The following is a 19,074-nucleotide window of genomic DNA, read 5'->3' as shown; positions in this document are numbered from 1 at the left end:
TTATTTTTCCTCCAACAGGTGCGTGTTGAATTCCGTGCGCAAGGCGTCGATACCTTCCAGGCGTTCGGCCAGCTCAGGGCATTGCGGGGTCAGACAGGCAATCAGCGCCTCGACTTGGGCCAGCGCCGGCACCAGGCTGTCGAAGGCCGAGATCGATTCCACCGGGGCGCTGATGATCAGGTCGGCCAGCTCGCGCAACGGCGAAGCGTAGACGTCGCTGAACAGGACGACGCGGGCGTGGCGCTCCTTGGCCGCGCTGGCCACGCGCAGGGCCTGGGCCTGGTAGCGACGGTAATCGAAGATCAGTACCACGTCCTGGCGCTGTACGTCGAACAGCCGGTCAGGCAGTTGGGCGTTGTCTTCCAGGGTAAAACAGCCGGCGCGCAACAGACGCAAGTGGTTGAGCAGGTAGTGGGCCAGGAAGCTGCTGAAGCGCCCGCCAAAGCAATGCACCTGATGGCGGCTGTCGAGCAACCACTGCACGAGAATGCGCACGTCTTCGGGTTGGGTCAGGGCCTGGGTGTTGATGAGGTTGCGTTGACTGGCGGCCAGGTACTGGCTCCAGGTATCGCCTTGCTGCAATTTGGCCCGCGGTTTCAACAGGGTGCGAGGGGAGCGCAGGCGATGGTCCATGTCACTGAGCAGTGCATCCTGGAATTCGGCGTAACCGCCAAACCCGAGTTTTTTCACCAGCCGCACGATGGTCGGATCGCTGACGCCGGCATGGTCTGCCAGGCGTGACATCGGGCCGAGGCCGTTGCGTGGATAGTGATCGAGCAGGGCACGTACGACCTTGCGTTCCGACGGCGTCAAAACCAGGCCGGGATCGGTGATCAGGTCTCTGAGAGTTGGCATCCGTGCTCCTTGCCAGGATGGGTGTTGAATTTCTTTCATAACTTCTGAAAACAGTATTTATGTAGCTGGTGCTACATGTCCAGTGGTTTTTACGTTCCGTTTAACATGCGCCAATATTGTGCGAAACCCTTGTAGGAGTTGGTCCCGGCTAGGTAGCGCTGGTATGTCAGTCGATGCTTCTAGCGATGTCGGACATAACGTCTTTTTGTCTCACTTATTTGATTTCGTATAAGGTGCTGTACAACTAAAAGCGTGAATATCCCGTCCATGCGACCCTTTCGATTGCCTGAGAATCCAGTGTGCAAGCCACTCGTCTGACCTTGATCTGCCACGCCCGCACCGCCGCCCAGAAGCAGGCGCGTTTTGGCCTGGACGAACCGCTGGACACCGACTGGCTGGCACGCCGCGCGCAGATCGACCACCACTACCGAAATGTCCGGCAACTGCTATGCGGGCCGGAACTGCGCACGCGCCAGACCGCTGCTCTGTTCGGCGACGAGCCCGAGCAGGATCTGGCCCTGGCCGATTGCGATCTGGGACGTTGGCGAGGGTTGTCCATCGATGAATTGCTCCAGGCTGAACCGCAAGCCCTGCAGAGTTGGCTCGATGATGCCGAGGCGGCTCCCCATGGTGGTGAATCTGTCGCCCAGTTGTGTCGCCGTGTCGGCGATTGGCTGTCCCGCCTGGAAACCCGGCCAGGACATCTGCTGGCCGTGACCCACCCCTTCGTGATCCGCGCAGCCCTGGTAAATGTCTTGGGTTGCCCGGCCGCCACATTCAACCGGATCGACATTGAACCGTTGTCCACCCTCCAGTTGTGTTTCAACGGCGTATGGCGATTGCGCACCCAAGGACCTGGCCAGGAGTCGCCGCGATGAAGACGTTGTCAGTCATTGGCATTGGGGCCGGCGATCCGGATCACTTGACGATGCAGGCAGTGAAAGCCTTGAACCGCTTGGACGTGGTCTTCCTCATGGACAAGGGCCCGGCCAAGGACAAACTGTTGGACCTGCGGCGTGAAATTTGTCGGCGCTACATCGTTGATCGCACCTACCGCTTCGTCGAAGCCTACAGCCCGGAGCGCCAACGCGGCGACCTGGACTACAAGGACAGCGTCGAGGCGTTGAACCGCGCTAAACAGGCCACCTTCGAACGCTTGATCAATGAAGAACTGTCCGACGGGCAGCAGGGTGGTTTTCTGGTGTGGGGCGATCCGGCGTTGTACGACAGCACCGTGCGCATCCTGCAGGCGATCCTCGACGCGGGCCGCTGCGCCTTCGAATTCGAGGTGATCCCTGGCATCACCAGCGTCCAGGCCCTGGCCGCCCGGCATAAAGTGCCGTTGAACAGCATTGGCGGTTCGTTGGAAATCACCACCGGACGCCGGTTGGCGGCGGGGCAGGTGGGCGACGCTGCGAGTGTGGTGGTGATGCTCGATGCCGAGGACGCCTATCGCCAGGTGAGTGATCCCGATACCTGCATCTACTGGGGAGCCTACGTGGGGACGCCGGATGAAATCCTTATTGCCGGCCGATTGGGGGACGTGGCCGATGACATCGAACGCACCCGCAAGGCTGCGCGAAAGGCGAATGGGTGGATCATGGATACGTATTTGTTGCGCAAGCCTTGATCAAGGTAGGTGCCAGCGAAGCCACGGGTGGAGAGAGGGTATGTGGGAGCAAGGCTTGCCCGCGATACAGGCGATGCGGTCTTTCAGCCATCGAGGCGCTCGTTTCGCGAGCAAGCTTTGCCCCCACAGAAATCCCCTCGCCACAGCAGCGTTCGACAGTCCTATGGCCTGAGGCCTGGTTTCACCCCCGCCCAAACCGCTCCCGATACACCGACGGCGCCAACCCCACGACGCTGCGAAACGCCACACGAAAGCTTTCCACCGAGCGGTAGCCACACAGTTGCGCGATGTTGTCGGTATTGTCCCCGGTGCTTTCCAGCAATTCGCGGGCCCGGGCCAGGCGTTCATGTTGCAGCCAAGTCTTGGGTGATACGCCGCAAGCCTGGGTGAAATGGCGCAGGAAGGTGCGTTCGCTCATGGCCGCCTGGCTGGCCAGTTCGCGCACGCCGAGGGGTTCGTGCAGGCGTTCGCGGGCCCATTGCATGACACTCGACAGGTCGCTACGTGGCGTACGGCTGACCGGCCAGGGAATGAACTGCGCCTGGCCGCCCGTACGTTGCGGCGACATCACCAACCGACGTGCCACGGAGTTGGCGACCTGCACGCCATAGTCTCGTGCCACCAGGTGCAGGCAGGCATCGATACCGGCGGCGCTGCCTGCCGAGGTGATGACCTGTCCTGAATCCACGTACAGCACATCCGGGTCTACCCGCACGGCGGGAAAGCTTGCGGCCAGTTCGTCGGTGTAGCGCCAATGAGTCGTGGCGCCGAGGCCATCGAGCAGACCGGCGGCGGCGAGTACGAAGGCACCGGAGCAGATCGACAACAGGCGCGCACCACGGGCGTGGGCCCTGCGCAGTGCTTTGAGTAACGCCGGGGACGGTGGCGCGCTGCGGTCGCGCCAGCCGGGCACGACAATGGTCTGGGCGGTTTCGAGCAGGTCCATGCCGCCATCGGTCAATACCTGGAAGCCGCCCATGGCACGCATCGGGCCGTCATCGACCGCGACGATCCGATGCGCGTACCAGGGAAAATCGAATTCCGGCCGCTCCAATCCGAAGATCTCGACGGCGACACCGAATTCGAAGGTGCACAGGCCGTCGTAGGCGAGGATCGCGACCAGACCAGGGTTAAGCTGCATTTGGCGGAAAAATCCCACAGAGTGTCTTGTGCGCCACTGTAGCGACAAGCACCCGGCGGATAAAGTCTCTTCACGCCTTATCTACCCTGGAGTACACGCCCATGACCAGCCCGGTTCGCGAAGTGCCTGCTGCCCCCTCCGATATCGCCCTGCAGCATTTCAGTCGACGCCTGACATTCGAAACCGATTGTTCCGACGTTCACGCCAGCCAACAGGCCGGCAACATCGATTTTGTGCTGGTGGATGTACGCGGACCGCTGGCCTACGCACGCGGCCATGTACCCGGGGCGATCAACCTGCCAACCCGCACACTCACCGCCCAGGCACTGGCCGCCTATGCCCAGAGCACCCTGTTCGTGGTGTATTGCGCCGGCCCGCATTGCAATGGCGCGAACAAGGCAGCAGTGCGCCTGGCAACGTTGGGGTACCCGGTCAAGGAAATGATCGGCGGTGTCATGGGCTGGCTCGATGAAGGTTTTCGCCTGAGCGGCACAGTGGAACGCATGGCGGACGAGGCGATCAGTTGCGACTGCTGAGACAGCTTTTTGTGAGGGCGAGCTTGCTCCCGCTGGGCGCTGTAGGAGCTGGCGAAGCCTGCGATCTTTTGATCTTTTGATCTTTCGCTTGGGGCTCAGTGGCTGGGGAGAGATCGCAGCCTCGTTGCACTCGACAGCTCCTACACAGCGCCTTGCCTAGTCATTCGGAGGTTCTATGCAACGCATCGACCATACCCTGCCATGGAGCCACCTGGGCACCGAGCGCCGGCTCAGTGTGTTTCGTTACGGCCATGGCCCGCGTAAGGCTTATATCCAGGCGAGCCTGCACGCCGACGAACTGCCGGGCATGCGTACGGCCTGGGAGCTGAAGCAGCGGCTCAACGACCTTGAGGCGCAAGGCCTGCTCAAAGGGGGGATCGAGCTGGTGCCGGTGGCCAATCCCATCGGCCTGGATCAACATCTGCAAAGCGCCCACATGGGGCGTTTCGAACTGGGCCGCGGCAAGAATTTCAACCGCTCTTTCGTGGAGCTCAGTGCGCCGGTGGCGCAACGCATCGGTGATCGTCTGGGTGACGACCCGGCTGCCAATATCACCTTGATCCGCCAGACCATGGCCCAGGTTCTCGACGACCTGCCGGCGCCGCCTTCGCAACTTGAAGCGCTGCATCGCCTGCTGCTGCGCCATGCCTGCGACGCCGACATCACTTTGGACCTGCATTGCGATTTCGAGGCTGCGATCCACTTGTATGCCTTGCCGCAACAGTGGCCGCAATGGCGCTCCCTGGCCGCACGCCTGAAGGCCGGGGTGGCGTTGCTCAGTGAAGATTCCGGTGGCAGTTCGTTCGACGAGTCCTGCTCTTCGCCCTGGTTGCGCCTGGCCAAAGCCTTTCCAGCGGCGGCGATCCCAGCGGCGAACCTGGCGACGACGCTGGAGCTGGGCAGCATGGGCGACACCCGCGTGGAACAGGCCCAGGCCAATTGTGAAGCCATACTCGGTTTTTTGGCCGAGCAGGGTTTTATCGCCGGGGACTGGCCATCCGCCCCCGCCGAGTGCTGCGAAGGCTTTCCGTTCGAAGGCACTCAATACCTGTTCGCGCCGCACCATGGCGTGGTGAGCTTTCTGCGTGAGGCTGGCGAATGGGTGGAGCGCGGCGATCCGCTGTTCGAGGTGGTTGATCCGTTGAATGATCGGGTCACCACCGTGCGGGCCGGCACCAGTGGCGTGCTGTTCGCCCTTGACCGCGGGCGCTACACCCAGCCGGGCATCTGGCAGGCAAAAGTCGCCGGGCGTGAGCCGATTCGTACGGGGAAATTGAGCAACGACTGATAAGTACTGTCTACCTCACCGCACGCTTCTTGTCGTGCGGCTACCGAACGATGGAGGAAGATTGATGTTTAAAGCGCTCGCCCTGTTTCTGTTGCTGGTCTCGTCCGGGTTGCAGGCTCAACCCTCGCTGCACACGGACTTGCCGCTCAACTACCTGGCCCAAGCCGATGAGCAAGCCAGGAACCGCCCGCTGGTGATCTTCCTGCACGGCGCCGGCAGCAACGAACAGGACCTGTTCGAGCTCAAGGACGAGCTGCCCCGGGATTACAACTACCTCTCGGTGCAGGCGCCAAAGAGCATGGAGCAGGACCGTTATCAGTGGTTCGCGAAAAAGGGCGAGGGTGCCTACGACGGTGATACCTCGGACTTGAAGGCCAGCGCTCAGGTGCTACTGGACTTCATCGACAAGGCACGGGCCAAGTACTCGACCGACGCGAGCAAGGTCTACCTGGTAGGGTTCAGTCAGGGCGCGATGATGAGCTACGAAGTTGCGTTGCGACACCCCGAAGCCGTCGGTGGTATTGCCGCGATGGGGGGACGGGTCCTGTCGGTGCTGCGGGCGGAACTGACCCCCGACGAGTCGCGCCGGACATTGGCGGTGTTCATCGGCCATGGCACGGCAGACCCGATCATTCCCTACCACGATGGCACCGATGCCAACAGCTTCCTGAAGACCCTGGCGCTGGAGCCGGAATTCCATGCCTACCCGGGCGTTGGCCACAGCATCAGCGCCTTGGAAGTACAGGACCTGCGGGCCTGGCTGGAGCGGCTCAATCCCTGACCACAATAAGTCCCTGTGGGAGCTTGCTCACGACAGTGGTGGGTCAGCTTTCATCAAAGTATTGCGGGGCGCTTATTTACCGCTGGCGATCTGTTTCACCAACGCTTCATGACCGGCCTTGTCGCTGGCCCGGGAGATGACCTGCACCACCGCCATGCGCGTGCCGGAGGCGCCCAGCAACGTGGTGTCGAGGGTTGGCCCGCCGCCCTGGGTCGCGCTGGTGTCGAGCTGACGCAGGCCCAGGCCGGTGCCTTTTTGGGTCAAGCTTTTTTCGCTGAGGATCTTGGCGTCCGGCAGGGCTTTGATGCGTTGGGCGGCGAAGTCGGCCATGGTGGTGTCGAGGAACGCACCATCGTTGTCCTTCACATTCGTACCGTTGACGATGGTGTTCTCAGCCGCAATCACCACGGTTTTGCTGGTGGCATTGCTGTACATCGTCCCTGTCACCCCAGCGGTGCCCTGGGCCACTTCACCGGCGGGTAACGGCGTCGCTGTGAAGCCCTTGGGCAAGGTGAAGGTGAACTTGCCGCCGAGCATCGACACCTTCTGCGCCAGTGCATCGCCGGCAGGTTTGGCCGGGGCCGCTTGGGCGGATACCACGACCAGGCTGGCGATGGCTCCCAGCAACAGGGAGGCGGCTTGTTTGCTCAGCAATGACATTGAAACGCTCCACAGATGGTCGTGCCTGGAGGCCGATCATCCCATGGACATCGCCCCGGACTCCAGCGCCAGTGCCGAAGAGGCTGTCATTTGGGTGAGCGGTGTGCGGCGTTGCAGGTGGTGCCCGCACCCGCAGGTGTCGGGTCAGCAGCAACATGACCATCGACACCGCGACGCCCGGTGCTGAACCTGATCAAGTTCGCCCGAGCAATTCGCCGCATACGTAAGGACACGCTCGATCACCGTAGGAGCCTGGCCGGAAGCACTCAGTCGGGTTCCACGTCCAATTGCAGGCTGTCATCGGCCAGGCGTTTGGCTCGCCGAACAATGCCGCTGATGCGTCGGCCTTCGGTATTGAATACCACGATCTGGGCCTTATCCAGATCCTTCGGCAGTGGCGGTCGCACGTGCAGCGTGAACCAGGGTGGTTCGCCGTCATCCAGGCGTTTGACGGCGTACTCGCAGTTGACACTTGTGGTATTGCGACCAAACATCGTGTCGAGAGCGTAATCAAGATGCGTGCTGTCGGCAGCAGGGTCGAGGAACATCGGCGGTCTCCTGGGTGGGTACGCACGGCTGATGTTCAAGTGATTCTTCCCGGAATGGAAAATTCCATTGGGTGATCTGTAGAGATTAGCCTCAACCTGTGGGAGCAAGACTTGCCCCCACAGATCGCTCCCTTCTCCACAAGTACCTGGGCGGCTGGTGATCAAAGGCCAGGCACGCCGTCTTTCCACGCTGACCAGTTTTTCACAATGTCCTGTACCAGCGGGTTGCCGGTGCGGAACAGGTTTTCCAGCGCAGGGACGAAGGCGCCCTGGTCGGCGTATTTGAGCAGGTTGTCCACTTCGTTGCCGCCGGGTTCGGGGCGGTCGAAGTCGGACCCGGCCCGCAGCACGGCCAGCCGGTTGATGTCTACCTGACCCTCGCGGCTGGCCCGTAGCAACGCCTCGTAGGTGGAATTGTCTTCCTGTTGAGTGGTGCAGTAGACACCTTTGTTGTCGGTGAGCAGGCGGGTCCAGACTTCGGCGCGCTCGCTCAGGCGCGTGCCGGAGAACCACGTGTTGCCGGCCACGGTGTCGCAGCGCGTCACCACCGGCGGCTGGTTGGCCGGCGCATACGGATACTTCAAGCGCCAGGCCGCCGATTCCTTGCTTTGTGCCAAGGTCACCTTCTGGCTGAGGGCAAAGGCCTTGGCTTGCAGGGCCGGGTTGAGCTCGAAGACTTCCGTTTTGTAGTCCAGCGGCGGCTTTTCATTCGGCCCTTTGGTGTTGATGCCCAGGTAGCCGGTGGGCCAATCCTTGGGCACATCCCGCGAATCTAGCTCCCATTGGGTGCCGAACTCCACCAGGTAATGGGCCCAGGCGGTTGTGCCAAGCGTGCCGTGGTGCGGGTTGATGCCGGCGATCCCGGCCACCAGGAAATAGCTTTTACGCAGGTCGACGGTGGGGGAGAGGGCCAGGGCCAATGTCGAGGCTGCGGCGTTGGTCTGGCCCATGCCGGTGATCAGCAGGCAGACCCGTTCGGCATTGCAGCGAATCGTCGGGTACTCGGCGGACAGCCCTGGTACACGGATTTCATTCTTGAGTTCGAGGCGTTCAATCCAGTTCTGCGCCTCGGGGGCGAACATCGTGATCAACATGACTTTGGGTTGAAACGCCGGCGCGGCCCCGGCGGTCGAGCAGAGCAGGGCCGTGCAGGCCAGGCCGATTGAAATAGACAGGCGATTGATCATGTATTCGTGACCTCCATGGATTCGAAGTGGTGCTTCTACTGTTTGCTCAGAATTGATAGCCAACCCCGGCGTAGTATCCCCAGCCGTCGGAGCGGGCGCGGAAGTTGCCGTCGCCAAAGTTAAGCTCACTGCCGTCCTGCCAGTTACCGCCGTTGTGGAAGTAGCGGCCCACCAACGTAAAGCGCAGGTGCGTGAACGAATACAGCAAGACGTTGGTGGCGACTGTGGCGTTGGCGGTGCGGGCCGGGTTGTCCTTGTGCAGGTCCGAACCGAAATCGAAATTGGTGAAGCCGATGTACGTCAGCGAGGCGCCATTGCCGAACTGGCTGATCGGCACGATGTATTTGAGCTGGGCGCGGTAGCCGTCCCAGGAATATTCATTGCGGGCGCCATAGTTTTCCCATTGATAACGGCCATAGAAGTTGGCCGACAGGTTGACCCTTGAGTGGGTGTCGATGTCAGTGCCCAGGCCGCTGTACAAGGTGTTCGCGCGATTGGCGCTGTTGCTGCCGTGGTCGTAGATCCAGTCGAACGCCACATACCATTCCTTGAACGGACCGACGGCCAGGCTGCGGCCGGCCAGGTAGTCGATGGAAATACGCGGTTCGTGCTCCATGAACACCGGGGAACCGTGGTCCCACGCACCTTTGTCATGACTGTTGCCAATACTGAAAATCTTTGGAATGTCGACGTAGCCATAGAGCTCGAAGGGCCCTTTGCGTCCGAAATATTCATATTCCAGATAGATATCGTCGACCGGTTGTGGGCCGAAGCTGATGTCCTTGCTGCCGATGAGTGTCAGGTCCTGGTTGTACCAGTCCGATAGGTAGGCGCCCTTTTTTGAGGGGGTAGCCTCGGGACTGAGGGCTTCGCCCTGGGCGGACGCCTCGGTGGTTTGGGCTTGGGCCGTGGTGCTGAGTAGTCCGGTAACGGCGGTCAGTAGCAGGGCGACTGCCAATACGCCGGGTCTAGCGCGACACTGGGAAGTGCAGTGCATGGAAAGTCCTTGTTCGTGCGGGCCGAAGCCCGGGTTCCGTGGTTGAAAAAAACAGTCGATCCTCAGGGTATGATCGATTGCGCAAACGTTTGCAGATCCCATACCAATTTTCGCAGTGGCTTGAAATCCATGAGCTTCAGGGTTTTTTCCTGGCCTTCTGGTCAAGCTTGGTGCACCGAATATTTCACAGCGGTCTGAAGCAGCACCAAAGTGTTGCAGGGACGAATGTTCGGCACGACACTGAGTGGGTAACGTTGCTGATAGAATCGGCCATCTTGATTGACCAGAGGTATGCCCATGAGCGAGCCGATTCGTCTGACCCAGTACAGCCACGGCGCCGGCTGCGGCTGCAAGATTTCGCCCCAAGTGCTGGAAGTGATCCTGGCCGGCAGCGGTGCGCAGAACCTCGATCCCAAGCTGTGGGTTGGCAATGCTTCCCGGGACGATGCGGCGGTGTACGCCATCGACGAGGAACGCGGGGTGGTCTCGACCACCGATTTTTTCATGCCGATTGTCGATGATCCTTTCGATTTCGGTCGCATCGCCGCCACCAATGCCATCAGCGATATCTACGCCATGGGCGGTGATCCACTGATGGCCATCGCGATTCTTGGTTGGCCCGTCAACGTATTGGCCCCGGAAATTGCCCGTGACGTGATTCGCGGCGGTCGTTCCGTGTGCGATGAGGCCGGTATTCCACTGGCCGGCGGGCATTCGATCGACGCGCCTGAGCCGATTTTCGGCCTGGCGGTCACAGGCCTGGTGCAAAAGCGCCACATGAAACGCAACGATACGGCCACCGCCGGTTGCCATCTATACCTGACCAAACCCCTGGGCATCGGCATCCTCACCACGGCGGAAAAGAAGGGCAAGCTGCGCGCCGCCGACGTCGGCCTGGCCCGTGACTGGATGTGCACCCTCAACAAACCTGGCAGCCGCTTTGGCAAGCTCGACGGCGTGACAGCGATGACCGACGTCACCGGTTTCGGCCTGCTCGGGCACCTGGTGGAAATGGCCGACGGCAGCCAACTGACCGCGCGTATTCGCTATGACGCAGTGCCGCGTCTGCCGGGCGTCGAGTACTACCTCGACCTGGGGTGTGTGCCGGGCGGTACGCTGCGCAACTTCGACAGCTACGCCAGCAAGGTCGGTCGGGTCCAGGAACTGCACAAGCGCGTGCTGTGCGACCCGCAGACCAGCGGCGGGCTGCTGATTGCCGTCACCCCAGAAGGCGAGGGCGAGTTCCTGCGGGTGGCCGCTGAACTCGGGCTGGCGCTGGAACCTATCGGCGAACTGCTAGAGCGACAGAGTTACGCGGTCGAGGTGTCTTGATGAGCCATGACATCAGCGATTACCGCGGCATCTTCCTCACTGATCGGCCGATGATGGACACACGTGCCCCGGTTGAATTCATCAAGGGTGCTTTCCCCGGGGTGGTCAATTTGCCGTTGATGACCGACAGCGAACGGCAACGCGTCGGTACCTGCTACAAACAGCAGGGGCAGCAGGCCGCCATTGTCCTGGGGCATCAGCTGGTGTCAGGCGAAATCAAGGCCCAGCGCATCCAGGCCTGGGCCGAGTTCGCCAAGACTCATCCCGACGGTGTGCTGTATTGCTTTCGTGGCGGCTTGCGTTCGCAGATCGTCCAGCAATGGCTCAAGGACGAAGCGGGCATTGATTACCCCAGGGTCGGCGGTGGCTACAAGGCCATGCGCACGTTCTTGCTGGACGCTGTCGAGCAGGCGGTTGCCCAGTGCGACCTGGTGCTGCTGGGCGGCATGACCGGCACGGGCAAGACCGAAGCGCTGGGTCAACTGAGCAACAGCCTGGATTTGGAAGGTCATGCCAACCATCGCGGTTCCAGCTTCGGCAAGCGCGCCACGGGCCAGCCTTCCAATATCGATTTTGAAAACCGCCTGGCCGTGGACGTACTGAAAAAACGCGCCAGCGGCATCGAACAATTCGTGCTTGAAGATGAGAGCCGTGCGGTCGGCAGTTGTGCCTTGCCGCTGCCCTTGTACCAGCGCATGCAGCAGGTTCCGATGGTCTGGCTTGAAGACAGCCTGGAGCATCGGGTCGAGCGGATCCTGCAGGATTACGTCATCGGCCTGTGTGCGGAATTTGTCGCGGTACATGGCGACGAAGGTTTTTCACTGTTTTCCGAGCGGCTGCTGGCCAGCCTGGACAACATCCACAAGCGCCTGGGCGGTGACCGTCACCGGCGCCTGATGAGCATCCTGGAAACCGCCCTGGCCGAGCAGGCCAACAGCGGCGCCGTCGACTTGCATCGCGGTTGGATCGAAGGTTTGCTGCGTGAGTATTACGACCCGATGTACGTGTTCCAGCGGGAAAAGAAGGGGTTGCGGATCGAGTTTTCGGGGGAGCAGGCGGCAGTGTTGGAGTATCTACGTGAGCGGGCGGCCCGGGGCGGGTGACCACAGGTTTCATCTCCACTGTCAATCTCTGTGGAAGTGGGCTTGCGCGCCAAAGCGGTGGATCAGTTGGCGGGGATGTCGACTGTGCCATCGCCTTCGCACTCCCACAGGGAATACCGCCTGATCAGGTCGGACAGGTCTCCTGGCCATTATCCAAGCCTTGCTTGTAGTTCTGACTAGAGAGGCTGGCCTTGCCGTTGTGCCAGGTCAGGGTCAGCACGTACAGCGAATCAAAATCGCCTGACGCCCAGTCATCGGTAATGGTCTGCTTCTTGCCCACGGCCTCCCCGGCAACCTTGTTGATCAGTTCTGGCAGGTAGCCATGGGACCAGGCGGTATAGATGGTGGCGTTGTGGTACTTGTCGTGCAGCAGTTCGTCAGCCAGGTCGCTGGTGTCGTTGGCCGAATAATTGATGTTCACCGGCAACCCGAGCTTGATGGCACTGGGGCTGATGGTCATCAGTGGGCGAATATAGCTGTAGGAGTTGTCCAGCTCACCCTCTTCGACATTGCGGGTAGGGTCGGCCGCGAACACGTAGTCGGCCTTGCCGAATTTTTCCGGCAGCAGGGTGGCCAGTTCGATGGCGCGGTTGAGGCCCTGGCAGTTGAGCTGGCCCAGGCCTGCGGCGGGTTTCTCGGCGTGGCGCAGGAACACCAACGTCTGCACACCGTCGGCTGGCTGGGCGCGGCTGACGCTGGACTCCAGCGACAGCGCCAAGCCACAGACCACAAGCAGCGTCGGCAGCATCAGCCACGAACGGTGTTTGAGGTGTCTGGCAAATTTCAGTGGGTTCATCATCGAATAAATTGTCTTCAGCATGCTTGAGTCAGGCTGACAAACCCTGGCACCACGAAGCGGTGGGCCTCGGGTGTTTTCCCTGTCATTACGCCGCGTCGAATCCTCGAGGGCATTGCTCAGAGTCTCTTAAAGCCCTTTGGTTCGATCCTGGCTGGTCCCGGCGCACTGTAGCGACCTTCGTCAGGAGGTGGGACGAACGTTAACGACAGGATGTTGCGGATTTAAGAAGGGCCGATGTGAATTGCGTGACGGGCAGTGATGTCCTCCCGTACATCTTGGATTATCCTCGGGGTTTTCTTTATTTCCGAGCCGACCCCATGCCCAACCTGACCCCATTCCCCATCACCGAGAAATGGCCTGCCCAGTACCCGGAGTGGATCCAGCTCTACTCCCTGCCCACCCCCAACGGCGTGAAGGTCTCGATCATGCTGGAAGAGATCGGCCTGCCGTACGAGCCCCACAAAGTGGACTTCGCCAGCAACGACCAGCTATCGCCCGAGTTCCTTTCCCTGAACCCCAACAACAAGATCCCGGCGATTCTCGATCCCCATGGGCCGGGCGACCAGCCGTTGGCGTTGTTCGAGTCGGGGGCGATTCTGATTTACCTGGCGGACAAGAGCGGGCAGTTGCTGGCCCAGGAGTCGGCGGCGCGCTACGAGACGATCCAGTGGCTGATGTTCCAGATGGGCGGGATCGGGCCGATGTTCGGGCAGCTGGGGTTCTTCAACAAGTTTGCTGGCAAGGACTACGAGGACAAGCGGCCGCGCGATCGCTACGTCGAGGAAAGCAGGCGCCTGCTTAAGGTACTCGATGGGCGTCTGCAAGGGCGCGACTGGATCATGGGTGAGCGCTACACCATTGCCGATATCGCCACGTTCCCCTGGGTGCGCAACTTGATCGGCTTTTACGAGGCCGGTGATTTGGTCGGTATTCAGAATTTCCCCAATGTGACGCGGGTACTGGAGCGTTTCCTGGCTCGACCGGCTGTGGTGCGTGGGTTGAAGATTCCGGAATGAATAACCCGACGACGCGCCGATTCGATTACAAACAACTGGATGTGTTCAGCGACGTGCCACTCAAGGGCAATCCGCTGGCGGTGGTACTGGGAGCCGATGGCATCAGCGATTCGCGCATGGCCGCTTTTGCCAACTGGACCAACCTCAGCGAAACCACTTTCCTGTTGGCGCCGCAGCACCCGGAAGCCGATTACCGGGTGCGTATTTTCACCACCTCGACCGAGTTGCCGTTTGCCGGGCATCCGACACTGGGCAGTTGTCACGCCTGGCTGGAAGCCGGAGGTGTGCCGAAAGGGCAGGAGATCGTGCAGGAATGTGGCGTCGGCCTGGTCAGGGTCCGCCGCAGCGGTCATGGCTTGGCGTTCCTCGCGCCACCCTTGCTCAAGTCCGGTCCGCTGGAGGTCGACTTGCTGGAGCGGGTGCGCAAGGGGCTGGGGCTCGCAGCCGAGGCGATTGTCGAGGCGCAATGGGTCGACAATGGGGCCGGCTGGCTGGCCTTGATGCTCAAGGATCGCCAACAGGTCCTGAGGCTCGAGCCCGATTACCCTCAGTTGCTGGATCTGGCCGTGGGCGTGATCGCACCTTGGGATCGGGCCGTGGATGGCGACGAGGCACACTTTGAAGTGCGGGGTTTCATTGCCGGTGATGGCATGCCGGAGGATCCTGCCACCGGCAGCCTGAACGCTGGGCTCGCGCAATGGATGCTGGACAAGGGGCTGGCGCCTTCGTCCTACGTGGTCAGCCAGGGGCTGACGATGGGCCGCGCCGGGCGAATTCATGTCGAGCAGTTAGGAGACGAGATTTGGATTGGCGGTGCAGTGGTGACGTGTATCAATGGCTCGCTGACCTTGTGAGTAGATTATTACCCGGCTGGTAACACGCTGTTTCCCAGCTGACGTTTGTGCCCTGGCCGGCCAGGGCATAAGCTTTGCTCCTTGTGATCGAGCACCCATTTCTACCCAGGAGTCCCATGTCCAGCCAGTTCCCCGAAGCACGTCCACGCCGTCTGCGTCGCAATGCAAGCCTGCGCAGCCTGTTCCAGGAAACCGAGTTCACCTTGAACGACCTGGTGCTGCCGATTTTTGTCGAAGAAGAAATCAATGATTTTGTGCCAATCAAGAGCATGCCGGGCGTGGTGCGCATTCCTGAATCGAAGCTGGCCAGTGAGATCGAGCGCTACGCCCGGGCCGGCATCAAGTCGGTGATGACCTTTGGTGTATCCCATCACCTGGACAACGACGGCAGCGATACCTGGAGTGAGCGTGGCCTGGTGTCGCGCATGGCCGGGATCTGCAAGGATGCGGTGCCGGAGATGATCGTGATGTCCGACACCTGCTTCTGTGAATACACCGATCATGGTCACTGCGGTGTGCTTCATGGCGATGAAGTGGACAACGACCGGACCCTGGTCAACCTGGGCAAGCAAGCCGTGGCGGCGGCCCGCGCCGGTGCCGATGTGATCGCGCCATCGGCGGCCATGGACGGGCAGGTCCAGGCGATTCGCCGGGCCCTGGATGAAGCCGGTTTCAGCCAGACGGCAATCATGGCCTATTCCACCAAGTTCGCCTCGGCACTCTATGGCCCGTTCCGCGAGGCCGGCGGCAGCGCGTTGAAAGGCGACCGCAAGAGCTACCAGATGAACCCGATGAACCGCCGCGAAGCACTGCGAGAGTCCTTGCTCGATGAACAGGAAGGTGCCGATGCGCTGATGGTCAAGCCGGCCGGAGCCTACCTCGATATCATCCGCGACATTCGCCAGGCTTCGAACCTGCCGCTGTCGGCTTATCAGGTCAGTGGCGAATACGCGATGATCAAGTTCGCCGCCCAGGCTGGCGCCATCGACGAAGCCCGCGTGGTACGTGAGAGCCTTGGTGCCATCAAGCGGGCGGGGGCAGACCTGATCTTCACCTACTTTGCCATGGACCTGGCGCTGAGCGGGATCTGAAGCCGCGCTGCGCCCGGGGTTGGGTGTACGATCCATGTTCACCGCCATTCCTTGCAGGAGTGGGCTTGCTCGCGAAAGCGGTGGGTCAGTTGCTATCAATGCCGCATGTGCCGCCGTCTTCGCGAGCAAGCCCGCTCCCACATTGGGCATAGCCCGCATTTACTTTTGATCGTATGGTTGCTCCGGAATAACGAACCCGATGGAGCACCATGCAACTCAACAAATTGATGATCAGCCTTGCTGCGCTGCTGGTCTTGGCCGGTTGCGGCAGCCGTCAGACGCAGGAGCCTGAGCGTTCGCCCGCTGAGGTCAAGAAGCAGATCGTGCGGTTGTTGCCAGCCAAGACTGCGGATCGCGAAGGCTGGGCGGCTGACATCTATGTGGCCTTTGCGGCCCAGCAGATTTCGTCTACGACGCAGAACATCTGTGCGGTCCTGGCAGTGACCGAACAGGAGTCGACGTTCCAGTCTGACCCGCCAGTGCCGGGGCTGGGCAAGATCGCTCGTCAGGAGATCAACCGCCGTGCGGCGAAGGTGCACATTCCGGAACTGTTGGTCAGTGGTGCACTCCAGATGCGTTCGCCCAACGGCAAAAGCTACAGCGATCGGCTCAACGCGGCGCGTAGTGAAAAAGAACTGAGCGGAATTTTCGATGATTTCATCGGCATGGTGCCGTTGGGCAAGACACTGTTCGGCGGTTTCAATCCGGTGCACACCGGTGGGCCGATGCAGGTCAGCATCGCGTTTGCCCACGCCAATGCGCGCGATTATCCCTATACGGTGGAGGGCTCGATTCGTCGCGAAGTGTTCAGCCGTCGTGGCGGGATGTATTTCGGTATCGCGCATTTGCTGGGCTATCCGGTGAGCTACACCGAGCCGTTGTATCGTTTTGCCGATTTCAATGCCGGGTGGTACGCCAGCCGCAACGCGGCTTTCCAGCATGCGGTGAGTGTGGCGTCGGGCATTTCCCTGGCGCTGGACGGCGATCTGATTGCGCATGACTCCATCATGCCAGGCAGCACGGAACTGGCGGTGCGCACGCTGGGCAAGTCGTTGGGAATGCGCAATCCGACCATTCGCGATCAACTGGAGCAGGGTGACAGCCTGGCGTTCGAGGACAGCAAACTCTACAAGCGCGTGTTCGAACTGGCTGACAAAGCCGAGGGCAAGTCGTTGCCACGGGCGGTATTGCCGGGGATCGTGCTCAAGAGCCCGAAGATTACGCGCAAGCTGACCACGGCGTGGTTTGCCAAGCGGGTGGATGAGCGTTATCAGCGATGCATGGCGCGGGCGTCGGGGCGTTAGCCAGGCGTTGGTGCGTGAAAAAGCCCGGTGGATGAGGCCGGGCTTTTAGGGGGATGGGTTTGGTGCTGGAGCCGTCTTAAGCGGTGTGTCGGGTTGGCTGCCAGGCAACTCATGCATGGTTTTCGATCAGGCGATCAGAGCCACCTTCAGCTACACGACGTTCCAGCAAGCGATCGGCACCGCCTTCAGCGACGCGGTTTTCGATCAGGCGATCAGAACCACCTTCAGCCACGCGACGTTCCAGCAAGCGATCGGCACCGCCTTCAGCGACACGGTTTTCGATCAGGCGATCGGAGCCACCTTCAGCCACACGACGTTCCAGCAAGCGATCGGCACCGCCTTCAGCGACACGGTTTTCGATCAGGCGATCAGAGCCACCTTCGGCGACGACAGGGAGGGAGGAGGCGGCAAACACATTGGCGGCCAGTACAGAGAAAGCGAGGCTGAGGATGACTTGGCGTTTCATGATGGTGTACTCCGGGGTGCAGTGGTTTGTGTGGGGCCATTGTTGTCCCGGACGATCATCAAGAGAACTTCATTGGCATGATGATGAACATCGACGCCAGTGATGGCTCGTTGGCTTGCTACCGGTCAGCTTGATGGAACACCGATGGGTCCGCAGGCTCTACCGGCATAACGCTTATGCAGGAGGTACGTTCATGTATCAGTTATTCGGCTGCGGGCAATCCGGTTCTTCGGCGGTGGAGGTTGCCCTGTGTCTCTGTGAGGTGGCTTATCGGCGGGTCGATGCCTATTCGACGCAAGACAACGATGCGACGAAAGCACTCGAGGCACTCAATCCGCTGAAGCAGGTGCCGACCCTGCAGTTGCCGGATGGCTCGGTGCTGACCGAAGCGGCGGCGATCCTGATTCATCTGGGGTTGACCTTCCCAGCGTCGAAGCTGCTCCCGCAAGACCCGGCCCAGCGCGCGCAAGCCATACGGGGCCTGGTCTATATCGCGGCCAATTGCTACGCGGCCATCGGCATTATTGATTTTCCGGAACGCTGGTTGGACGCTGGGGACGAAGCGACTCGGCAGCGATTGATATCCGGTACGCAGCAACGGCTGTATCGCAACTGGGCGCTGTTTGCCGACCAGTTCCCGGCCCGACCTTTTCTAGGCGGTGCCGAGCCGGGTGCGCTGGATATCCTGGCGGCCGTGGTCACGAAGTGGAGAAACACGCGGGAGGCGATGCTGAGCACTCGTCCAGCGTTCTACGAGTTGTTGGAACGCATCGACCACCATCCGCGCGTTGCGCCGGTGCTGTTGCTGCATTGGCCGTTGTAGGCGCTGCGTAGGTGCTGACGAGCGAAGCGAGGCTGCGATCTTGTCCCTGACGCTTGAGTCTCAAGCGGAAGATCAAAAGATCGCAGCCTTCGGCAGCTCCTGCAGGGTCAAGGACAGGCTTTGCGTGCAGCCGCCTGTTCAACAAGGGCGACAAATTGCCGGACATTTTCCTGATGCGCCGTCACCAACTCGTTGATACTGGCGCCCGCAGGCGTTTGCAAGCTGCTGCGGCACGTGAGAGGGCGGGTGTCATTGCCCAGGTTGCGCAGTCGCCATTGCACATCCATGCGGGCATAGCGGCCCGGGATCGAGTCAAAGCGTTGCACGTCTACCCGTAGCAATGATTTCGGTGCGCCAGGGTTGCTCAGTTGTTCATCCAGGCTGCTGTGCAGTTCATCGGCCAAACTGGCGCCCCACCATTCGGTTTCCAGGATCGCCAACCCGCTGTTGCCCTGGCGAATGACCATCTGGGTGCGATCCACCTGGGGTGGGACGCTCACCTGTTCTATCTGGATGTCCACGCCGGAGCGTGACTGGCCTGCCGGTTGGGCCGGGCTCAGGGTGTGGTAGTGGATCGGATCGCTGCGGCAGGCGCCGAGCAGCAATGCCACGGCAACCAGGGTGAGTTTCAGCGTCAGTGGCATGGGGCGGGCTCCTGTGATC

20 protein-coding genes and 1 pseudogene are annotated in these 19,074 nt (G+C 61.1%); 12 read left to right on the top strand and 9 right to left on the bottom strand.

Going from position 1 to position 19,074, the window contains the following annotated elements:
• Positions 1-855, bottom strand: coding sequence for a MurR/RpiR family transcriptional regulator (locus tag AACY31_RS16175; protein WP_339480052.1), 855 nt, complete (start codon positions 853-855; stop codon positions 1-3).
• A gap of 299 nt (positions 856-1,154) precedes the next feature.
• Between AACY31_RS16175 and AACY31_RS16170 the strand changes: the two genes are divergently transcribed.
• Together AACY31_RS16170 and cobF are read left to right on the top strand one after the other, a co-directional pair.
• Entirely contained in the window at positions 1,155-1,733 is a 579-nt protein-coding gene (locus AACY31_RS16170; protein ID WP_339480054.1) for a histidine phosphatase family protein, read from the top strand.
• On the top strand, positions 1,730-2,485 hold the full coding sequence (cobF, locus tag AACY31_RS16165) for a precorrin-6A synthase (deacetylating) (protein ID WP_339480055.1): 756 nt from the start codon (positions 1,730-1,732) through the stop codon (positions 2,483-2,485). Before AACY31_RS16170 ends, cobF begins: the two co-directional genes overlap by 4 nt.
• A 181-nt stretch (positions 2,486-2,666) precedes the next feature.
• Here the strand turns inward: cobF and ftrA are convergent, their stop codons facing one another.
• Positions 2,667-3,626: a transcriptional regulator FtrA gene (gene ftrA, locus AACY31_RS16160; protein WP_339480057.1), complete on the bottom strand. Its 960-nt coding sequence runs from the start codon at positions 3,624-3,626 to the stop codon at positions 2,667-2,669.
• Between the two features lie 101 nt (positions 3,627-3,727).
• On the opposite strand from ftrA, the gene AACY31_RS16155 reads away from it, so the two are divergent.
• The 3 genes from AACY31_RS16155 (at position 3,728) to AACY31_RS16145 (ending at position 6,231) form a co-directional block, all read left to right on the top strand.
• The gene (locus tag AACY31_RS16155; RefSeq protein WP_339480058.1) at positions 3,728-4,162 is read left to right on the top strand and encodes a rhodanese-like domain-containing protein; all 435 of its coding nucleotides are present in this window, start codon (positions 3,728-3,730) and stop codon (positions 4,160-4,162) included.
• A 175-nt stretch (positions 4,163-4,337) separates the two neighbouring features.
• Positions 4,338-5,450: a M14 family metallopeptidase gene (locus AACY31_RS16150; RefSeq protein ID WP_339480060.1), complete on the top strand. Its 1,113-nt coding sequence runs from the start codon at positions 4,338-4,340 to the stop codon at positions 5,448-5,450.
• A gap of 64 nt (positions 5,451-5,514) precedes the next feature.
• Complete coding sequence (locus tag AACY31_RS16145; protein WP_339480063.1) at positions 5,515-6,231, top strand: alpha/beta hydrolase; 717 nt, start codon at positions 5,515-5,517, stop codon at positions 6,229-6,231.
• 72 nt (positions 6,232-6,303) lie between these two features.
• Here AACY31_RS16145 and AACY31_RS16140 read toward each other — a convergent pair whose 3' ends face one another.
• The 4 genes from AACY31_RS16140 to AACY31_RS16125 all read right to left on the bottom strand — a co-directional run bounded on the left by AACY31_RS16140 (position 6,304) and on the right by AACY31_RS16125 (position 9,623).
• Entirely contained in the window at positions 6,304-6,891 is a 588-nt protein-coding gene (locus AACY31_RS16140; RefSeq protein ID WP_339480064.1) for a hypothetical protein, read from the bottom strand.
• Between the two features lie 266 nt (positions 6,892-7,157).
• Positions 7,158-7,439, bottom strand: coding sequence for a hypothetical protein (locus AACY31_RS16135; RefSeq protein WP_339480066.1), 282 nt, complete (start codon positions 7,437-7,439; stop codon positions 7,158-7,160).
• 161 nt (positions 7,440-7,600) lie between these two features.
• On the bottom strand, positions 7,601-8,626 hold the full coding sequence (locus AACY31_RS16130) for a purine-nucleoside phosphorylase (RefSeq protein ID WP_339480067.1): 1,026 nt from the start codon (positions 8,624-8,626) through the stop codon (positions 7,601-7,603).
• Positions 8,627-8,672: 46 nt separating this feature from the next.
• Entirely contained in the window at positions 8,673-9,623 is a 951-nt protein-coding gene (locus tag AACY31_RS16125) for a nucleoside-specific channel-forming protein Tsx (RefSeq protein ID WP_339504769.1), read from the bottom strand.
• 297 nt (positions 9,624-9,920) lie between these two features.
• Between AACY31_RS16125 and selD the strand changes: the two genes are divergently transcribed.
• Both selD and mnmH read left to right on the top strand, forming a co-directional pair.
• Complete coding sequence (gene selD, locus AACY31_RS16120; protein WP_339480070.1) at positions 9,921-10,955, top strand: selenide, water dikinase SelD; 1,035 nt, start codon at positions 9,921-9,923, stop codon at positions 10,953-10,955.
• Entirely contained in the window at positions 10,955-12,058 is a 1,104-nt protein-coding gene (mnmH, locus tag AACY31_RS16115) for a tRNA 2-selenouridine(34) synthase MnmH (RefSeq protein WP_339480071.1), read from the top strand. The genes selD and mnmH overlap by 1 nt, the downstream gene beginning before the upstream one ends.
• A 124-nt stretch (positions 12,059-12,182) precedes the next feature.
• Here mnmH and AACY31_RS16110 read toward each other — a convergent pair whose 3' ends face one another.
• A complete protein-coding gene (locus AACY31_RS16110; protein ID WP_339480184.1) occupies positions 12,183-12,857 on the bottom strand; it encodes a histidine phosphatase family protein in 675 nt (224 codons plus the stop codon).
• 317 nt (positions 12,858-13,174) lie between these two features.
• Here AACY31_RS16110 and AACY31_RS16105 point away from each other — a divergent pair, with 317 nt between their 5' ends.
• From AACY31_RS16105 to AACY31_RS16090, 4 genes are all read left to right on the top strand, one after another.
• Positions 13,175-13,873, top strand: coding sequence for a glutathione S-transferase family protein (locus AACY31_RS16105; protein ID WP_339492002.1), 699 nt, complete (start codon positions 13,175-13,177; stop codon positions 13,871-13,873).
• Positions 13,870-14,727 (top strand): PhzF family phenazine biosynthesis protein, encoded by an 858-nt coding sequence (locus AACY31_RS16100; RefSeq protein ID WP_339504767.1) that lies wholly within the window; start codon positions 13,870-13,872, stop codon positions 14,725-14,727. The genes AACY31_RS16105 and AACY31_RS16100 overlap by 4 nt, the downstream gene beginning before the upstream one ends.
• Positions 14,728-14,843: 116 nt before the next feature.
• Positions 14,844-15,818, top strand: coding sequence for a porphobilinogen synthase (gene hemB, locus AACY31_RS16095; RefSeq protein ID WP_339480075.1), 975 nt, complete (start codon positions 14,844-14,846; stop codon positions 15,816-15,818).
• A gap of 209 nt (positions 15,819-16,027) precedes the next feature.
• Positions 16,028-17,122, top strand: a complete 1,095-nt coding sequence (locus AACY31_RS16090; protein WP_339480077.1) for a DUF1615 domain-containing protein — start codon at positions 16,028-16,030, stop codon at positions 17,120-17,122.
• Positions 17,123-17,240: 118 nt separating this feature from the next.
• Here AACY31_RS16090 and AACY31_RS16085 read toward each other — a convergent pair.
• Positions 17,241-17,588: pseudogene (locus tag AACY31_RS16085) on the bottom strand (phage infection protein); the annotation flags it as partial.
• Positions 17,589-17,781: 193 nt separating this feature from the next.
• Here AACY31_RS16085 and AACY31_RS16080 point away from each other — a divergent pair.
• Positions 17,782-18,411: a glutathione S-transferase family protein gene (locus AACY31_RS16080; RefSeq protein WP_339480080.1), complete on the top strand. Its 630-nt coding sequence runs from the start codon at positions 17,782-17,784 to the stop codon at positions 18,409-18,411.
• 107 nt (positions 18,412-18,518) lie between these two features.
• Here AACY31_RS16080 and AACY31_RS16075 read toward each other — a convergent pair whose 3' ends face one another.
• Positions 18,519-19,055, bottom strand: coding sequence for a PqiC family protein (locus tag AACY31_RS16075; RefSeq protein ID WP_339504764.1), 537 nt, complete (start codon positions 19,053-19,055; stop codon positions 18,519-18,521).
• Between the last annotated feature and the right edge of the window lie 19 nt (positions 19,056-19,074).

Source organism: Pseudomonas sp. RL_105y_Pfl2_101 (genome assembly GCF_963970585.1).
Taxonomy (GTDB): Bacteria; Pseudomonadota; Gammaproteobacteria; order Pseudomonadales; family Pseudomonadaceae; genus Aquipseudomonas.
Note: the sequence above shows the minus strand (reverse complement) of the source record. Positions and strands in the feature narration are given on the sequence as shown.

What these genes read in the sequence shown, in the direction of transcription:
- AACY31_RS16090 (WP_339480077.1), top strand. Translation starts at nt 16,028, where the DNA reads ATGCAACTCAACAAATTGATGATCAGCCTTGCTGCGCTGCTGGTCTTG.
- AACY31_RS16135 (WP_339480066.1), bottom strand. Translation starts at nt 7,439, where the DNA reads ATGTTCCTCGACCCTGCTGCCGACAGCACGCATCTTGATTACGCTCTC.
- AACY31_RS16150 (WP_339480060.1), top strand. Translation starts at nt 4,338, where the DNA reads ATGCAACGCATCGACCATACCCTGCCATGGAGCCACCTGGGCACCGAG.
- selD (WP_339480070.1), top strand. Translation starts at nt 9,921, where the DNA reads ATGAGCGAGCCGATTCGTCTGACCCAGTACAGCCACGGCGCCGGCTGC.
- AACY31_RS16175 (WP_339480052.1), bottom strand. Translation starts at nt 855, where the DNA reads ATGCCAACTCTCAGAGACCTGATCACCGATCCCGGCCTGGTTTTGACG.
- AACY31_RS16155 (WP_339480058.1), top strand. Translation starts at nt 3,728, where the DNA reads ATGACCAGCCCGGTTCGCGAAGTGCCTGCTGCCCCCTCCGATATCGCC.
- AACY31_RS16110 (WP_339480184.1), bottom strand. Translation starts at nt 12,857, where the DNA reads ATGATGAACCCACTGAAATTTGCCAGACACCTCAAACACCGTTCGTGG.
- mnmH (WP_339480071.1), top strand. Translation starts at nt 10,955, where the DNA reads ATGAGCCATGACATCAGCGATTACCGCGGCATCTTCCTCACTGATCGG.
- ftrA (WP_339480057.1), bottom strand. Translation starts at nt 3,626, where the DNA reads ATGCAGCTTAACCCTGGTCTGGTCGCGATCCTCGCCTACGACGGCCTG.
- AACY31_RS16100 (WP_339504767.1), top strand. Translation starts at nt 13,870, where the DNA reads ATGAATAACCCGACGACGCGCCGATTCGATTACAAACAACTGGATGTG.
- AACY31_RS16145 (WP_339480063.1), top strand. Translation starts at nt 5,515, where the DNA reads ATGTTTAAAGCGCTCGCCCTGTTTCTGTTGCTGGTCTCGTCCGGGTTG.
- AACY31_RS16125 (WP_339504769.1), bottom strand. Translation starts at nt 9,623, where the DNA reads ATGCACTGCACTTCCCAGTGTCGCGCTAGACCCGGCGTATTGGCAGTC.
- AACY31_RS16140 (WP_339480064.1), bottom strand. Translation starts at nt 6,891, where the DNA reads ATGTCATTGCTGAGCAAACAAGCCGCCTCCCTGTTGCTGGGAGCCATC.
- AACY31_RS16130 (WP_339480067.1), bottom strand. Translation starts at nt 8,626, where the DNA reads ATGATCAATCGCCTGTCTATTTCAATCGGCCTGGCCTGCACGGCCCTG.
- cobF (WP_339480055.1), top strand. Translation starts at nt 1,730, where the DNA reads ATGAAGACGTTGTCAGTCATTGGCATTGGGGCCGGCGATCCGGATCAC.
- AACY31_RS16105 (WP_339492002.1), top strand. Translation starts at nt 13,175, where the DNA reads ATGCCCAACCTGACCCCATTCCCCATCACCGAGAAATGGCCTGCCCAG.
- AACY31_RS16080 (WP_339480080.1), top strand. Translation starts at nt 17,782, where the DNA reads ATGTATCAGTTATTCGGCTGCGGGCAATCCGGTTCTTCGGCGGTGGAG.
- hemB (WP_339480075.1), top strand. Translation starts at nt 14,844, where the DNA reads ATGTCCAGCCAGTTCCCCGAAGCACGTCCACGCCGTCTGCGTCGCAAT.
- AACY31_RS16075 (WP_339504764.1), bottom strand. Translation starts at nt 19,055, where the DNA reads ATGCCACTGACGCTGAAACTCACCCTGGTTGCCGTGGCATTGCTGCTC.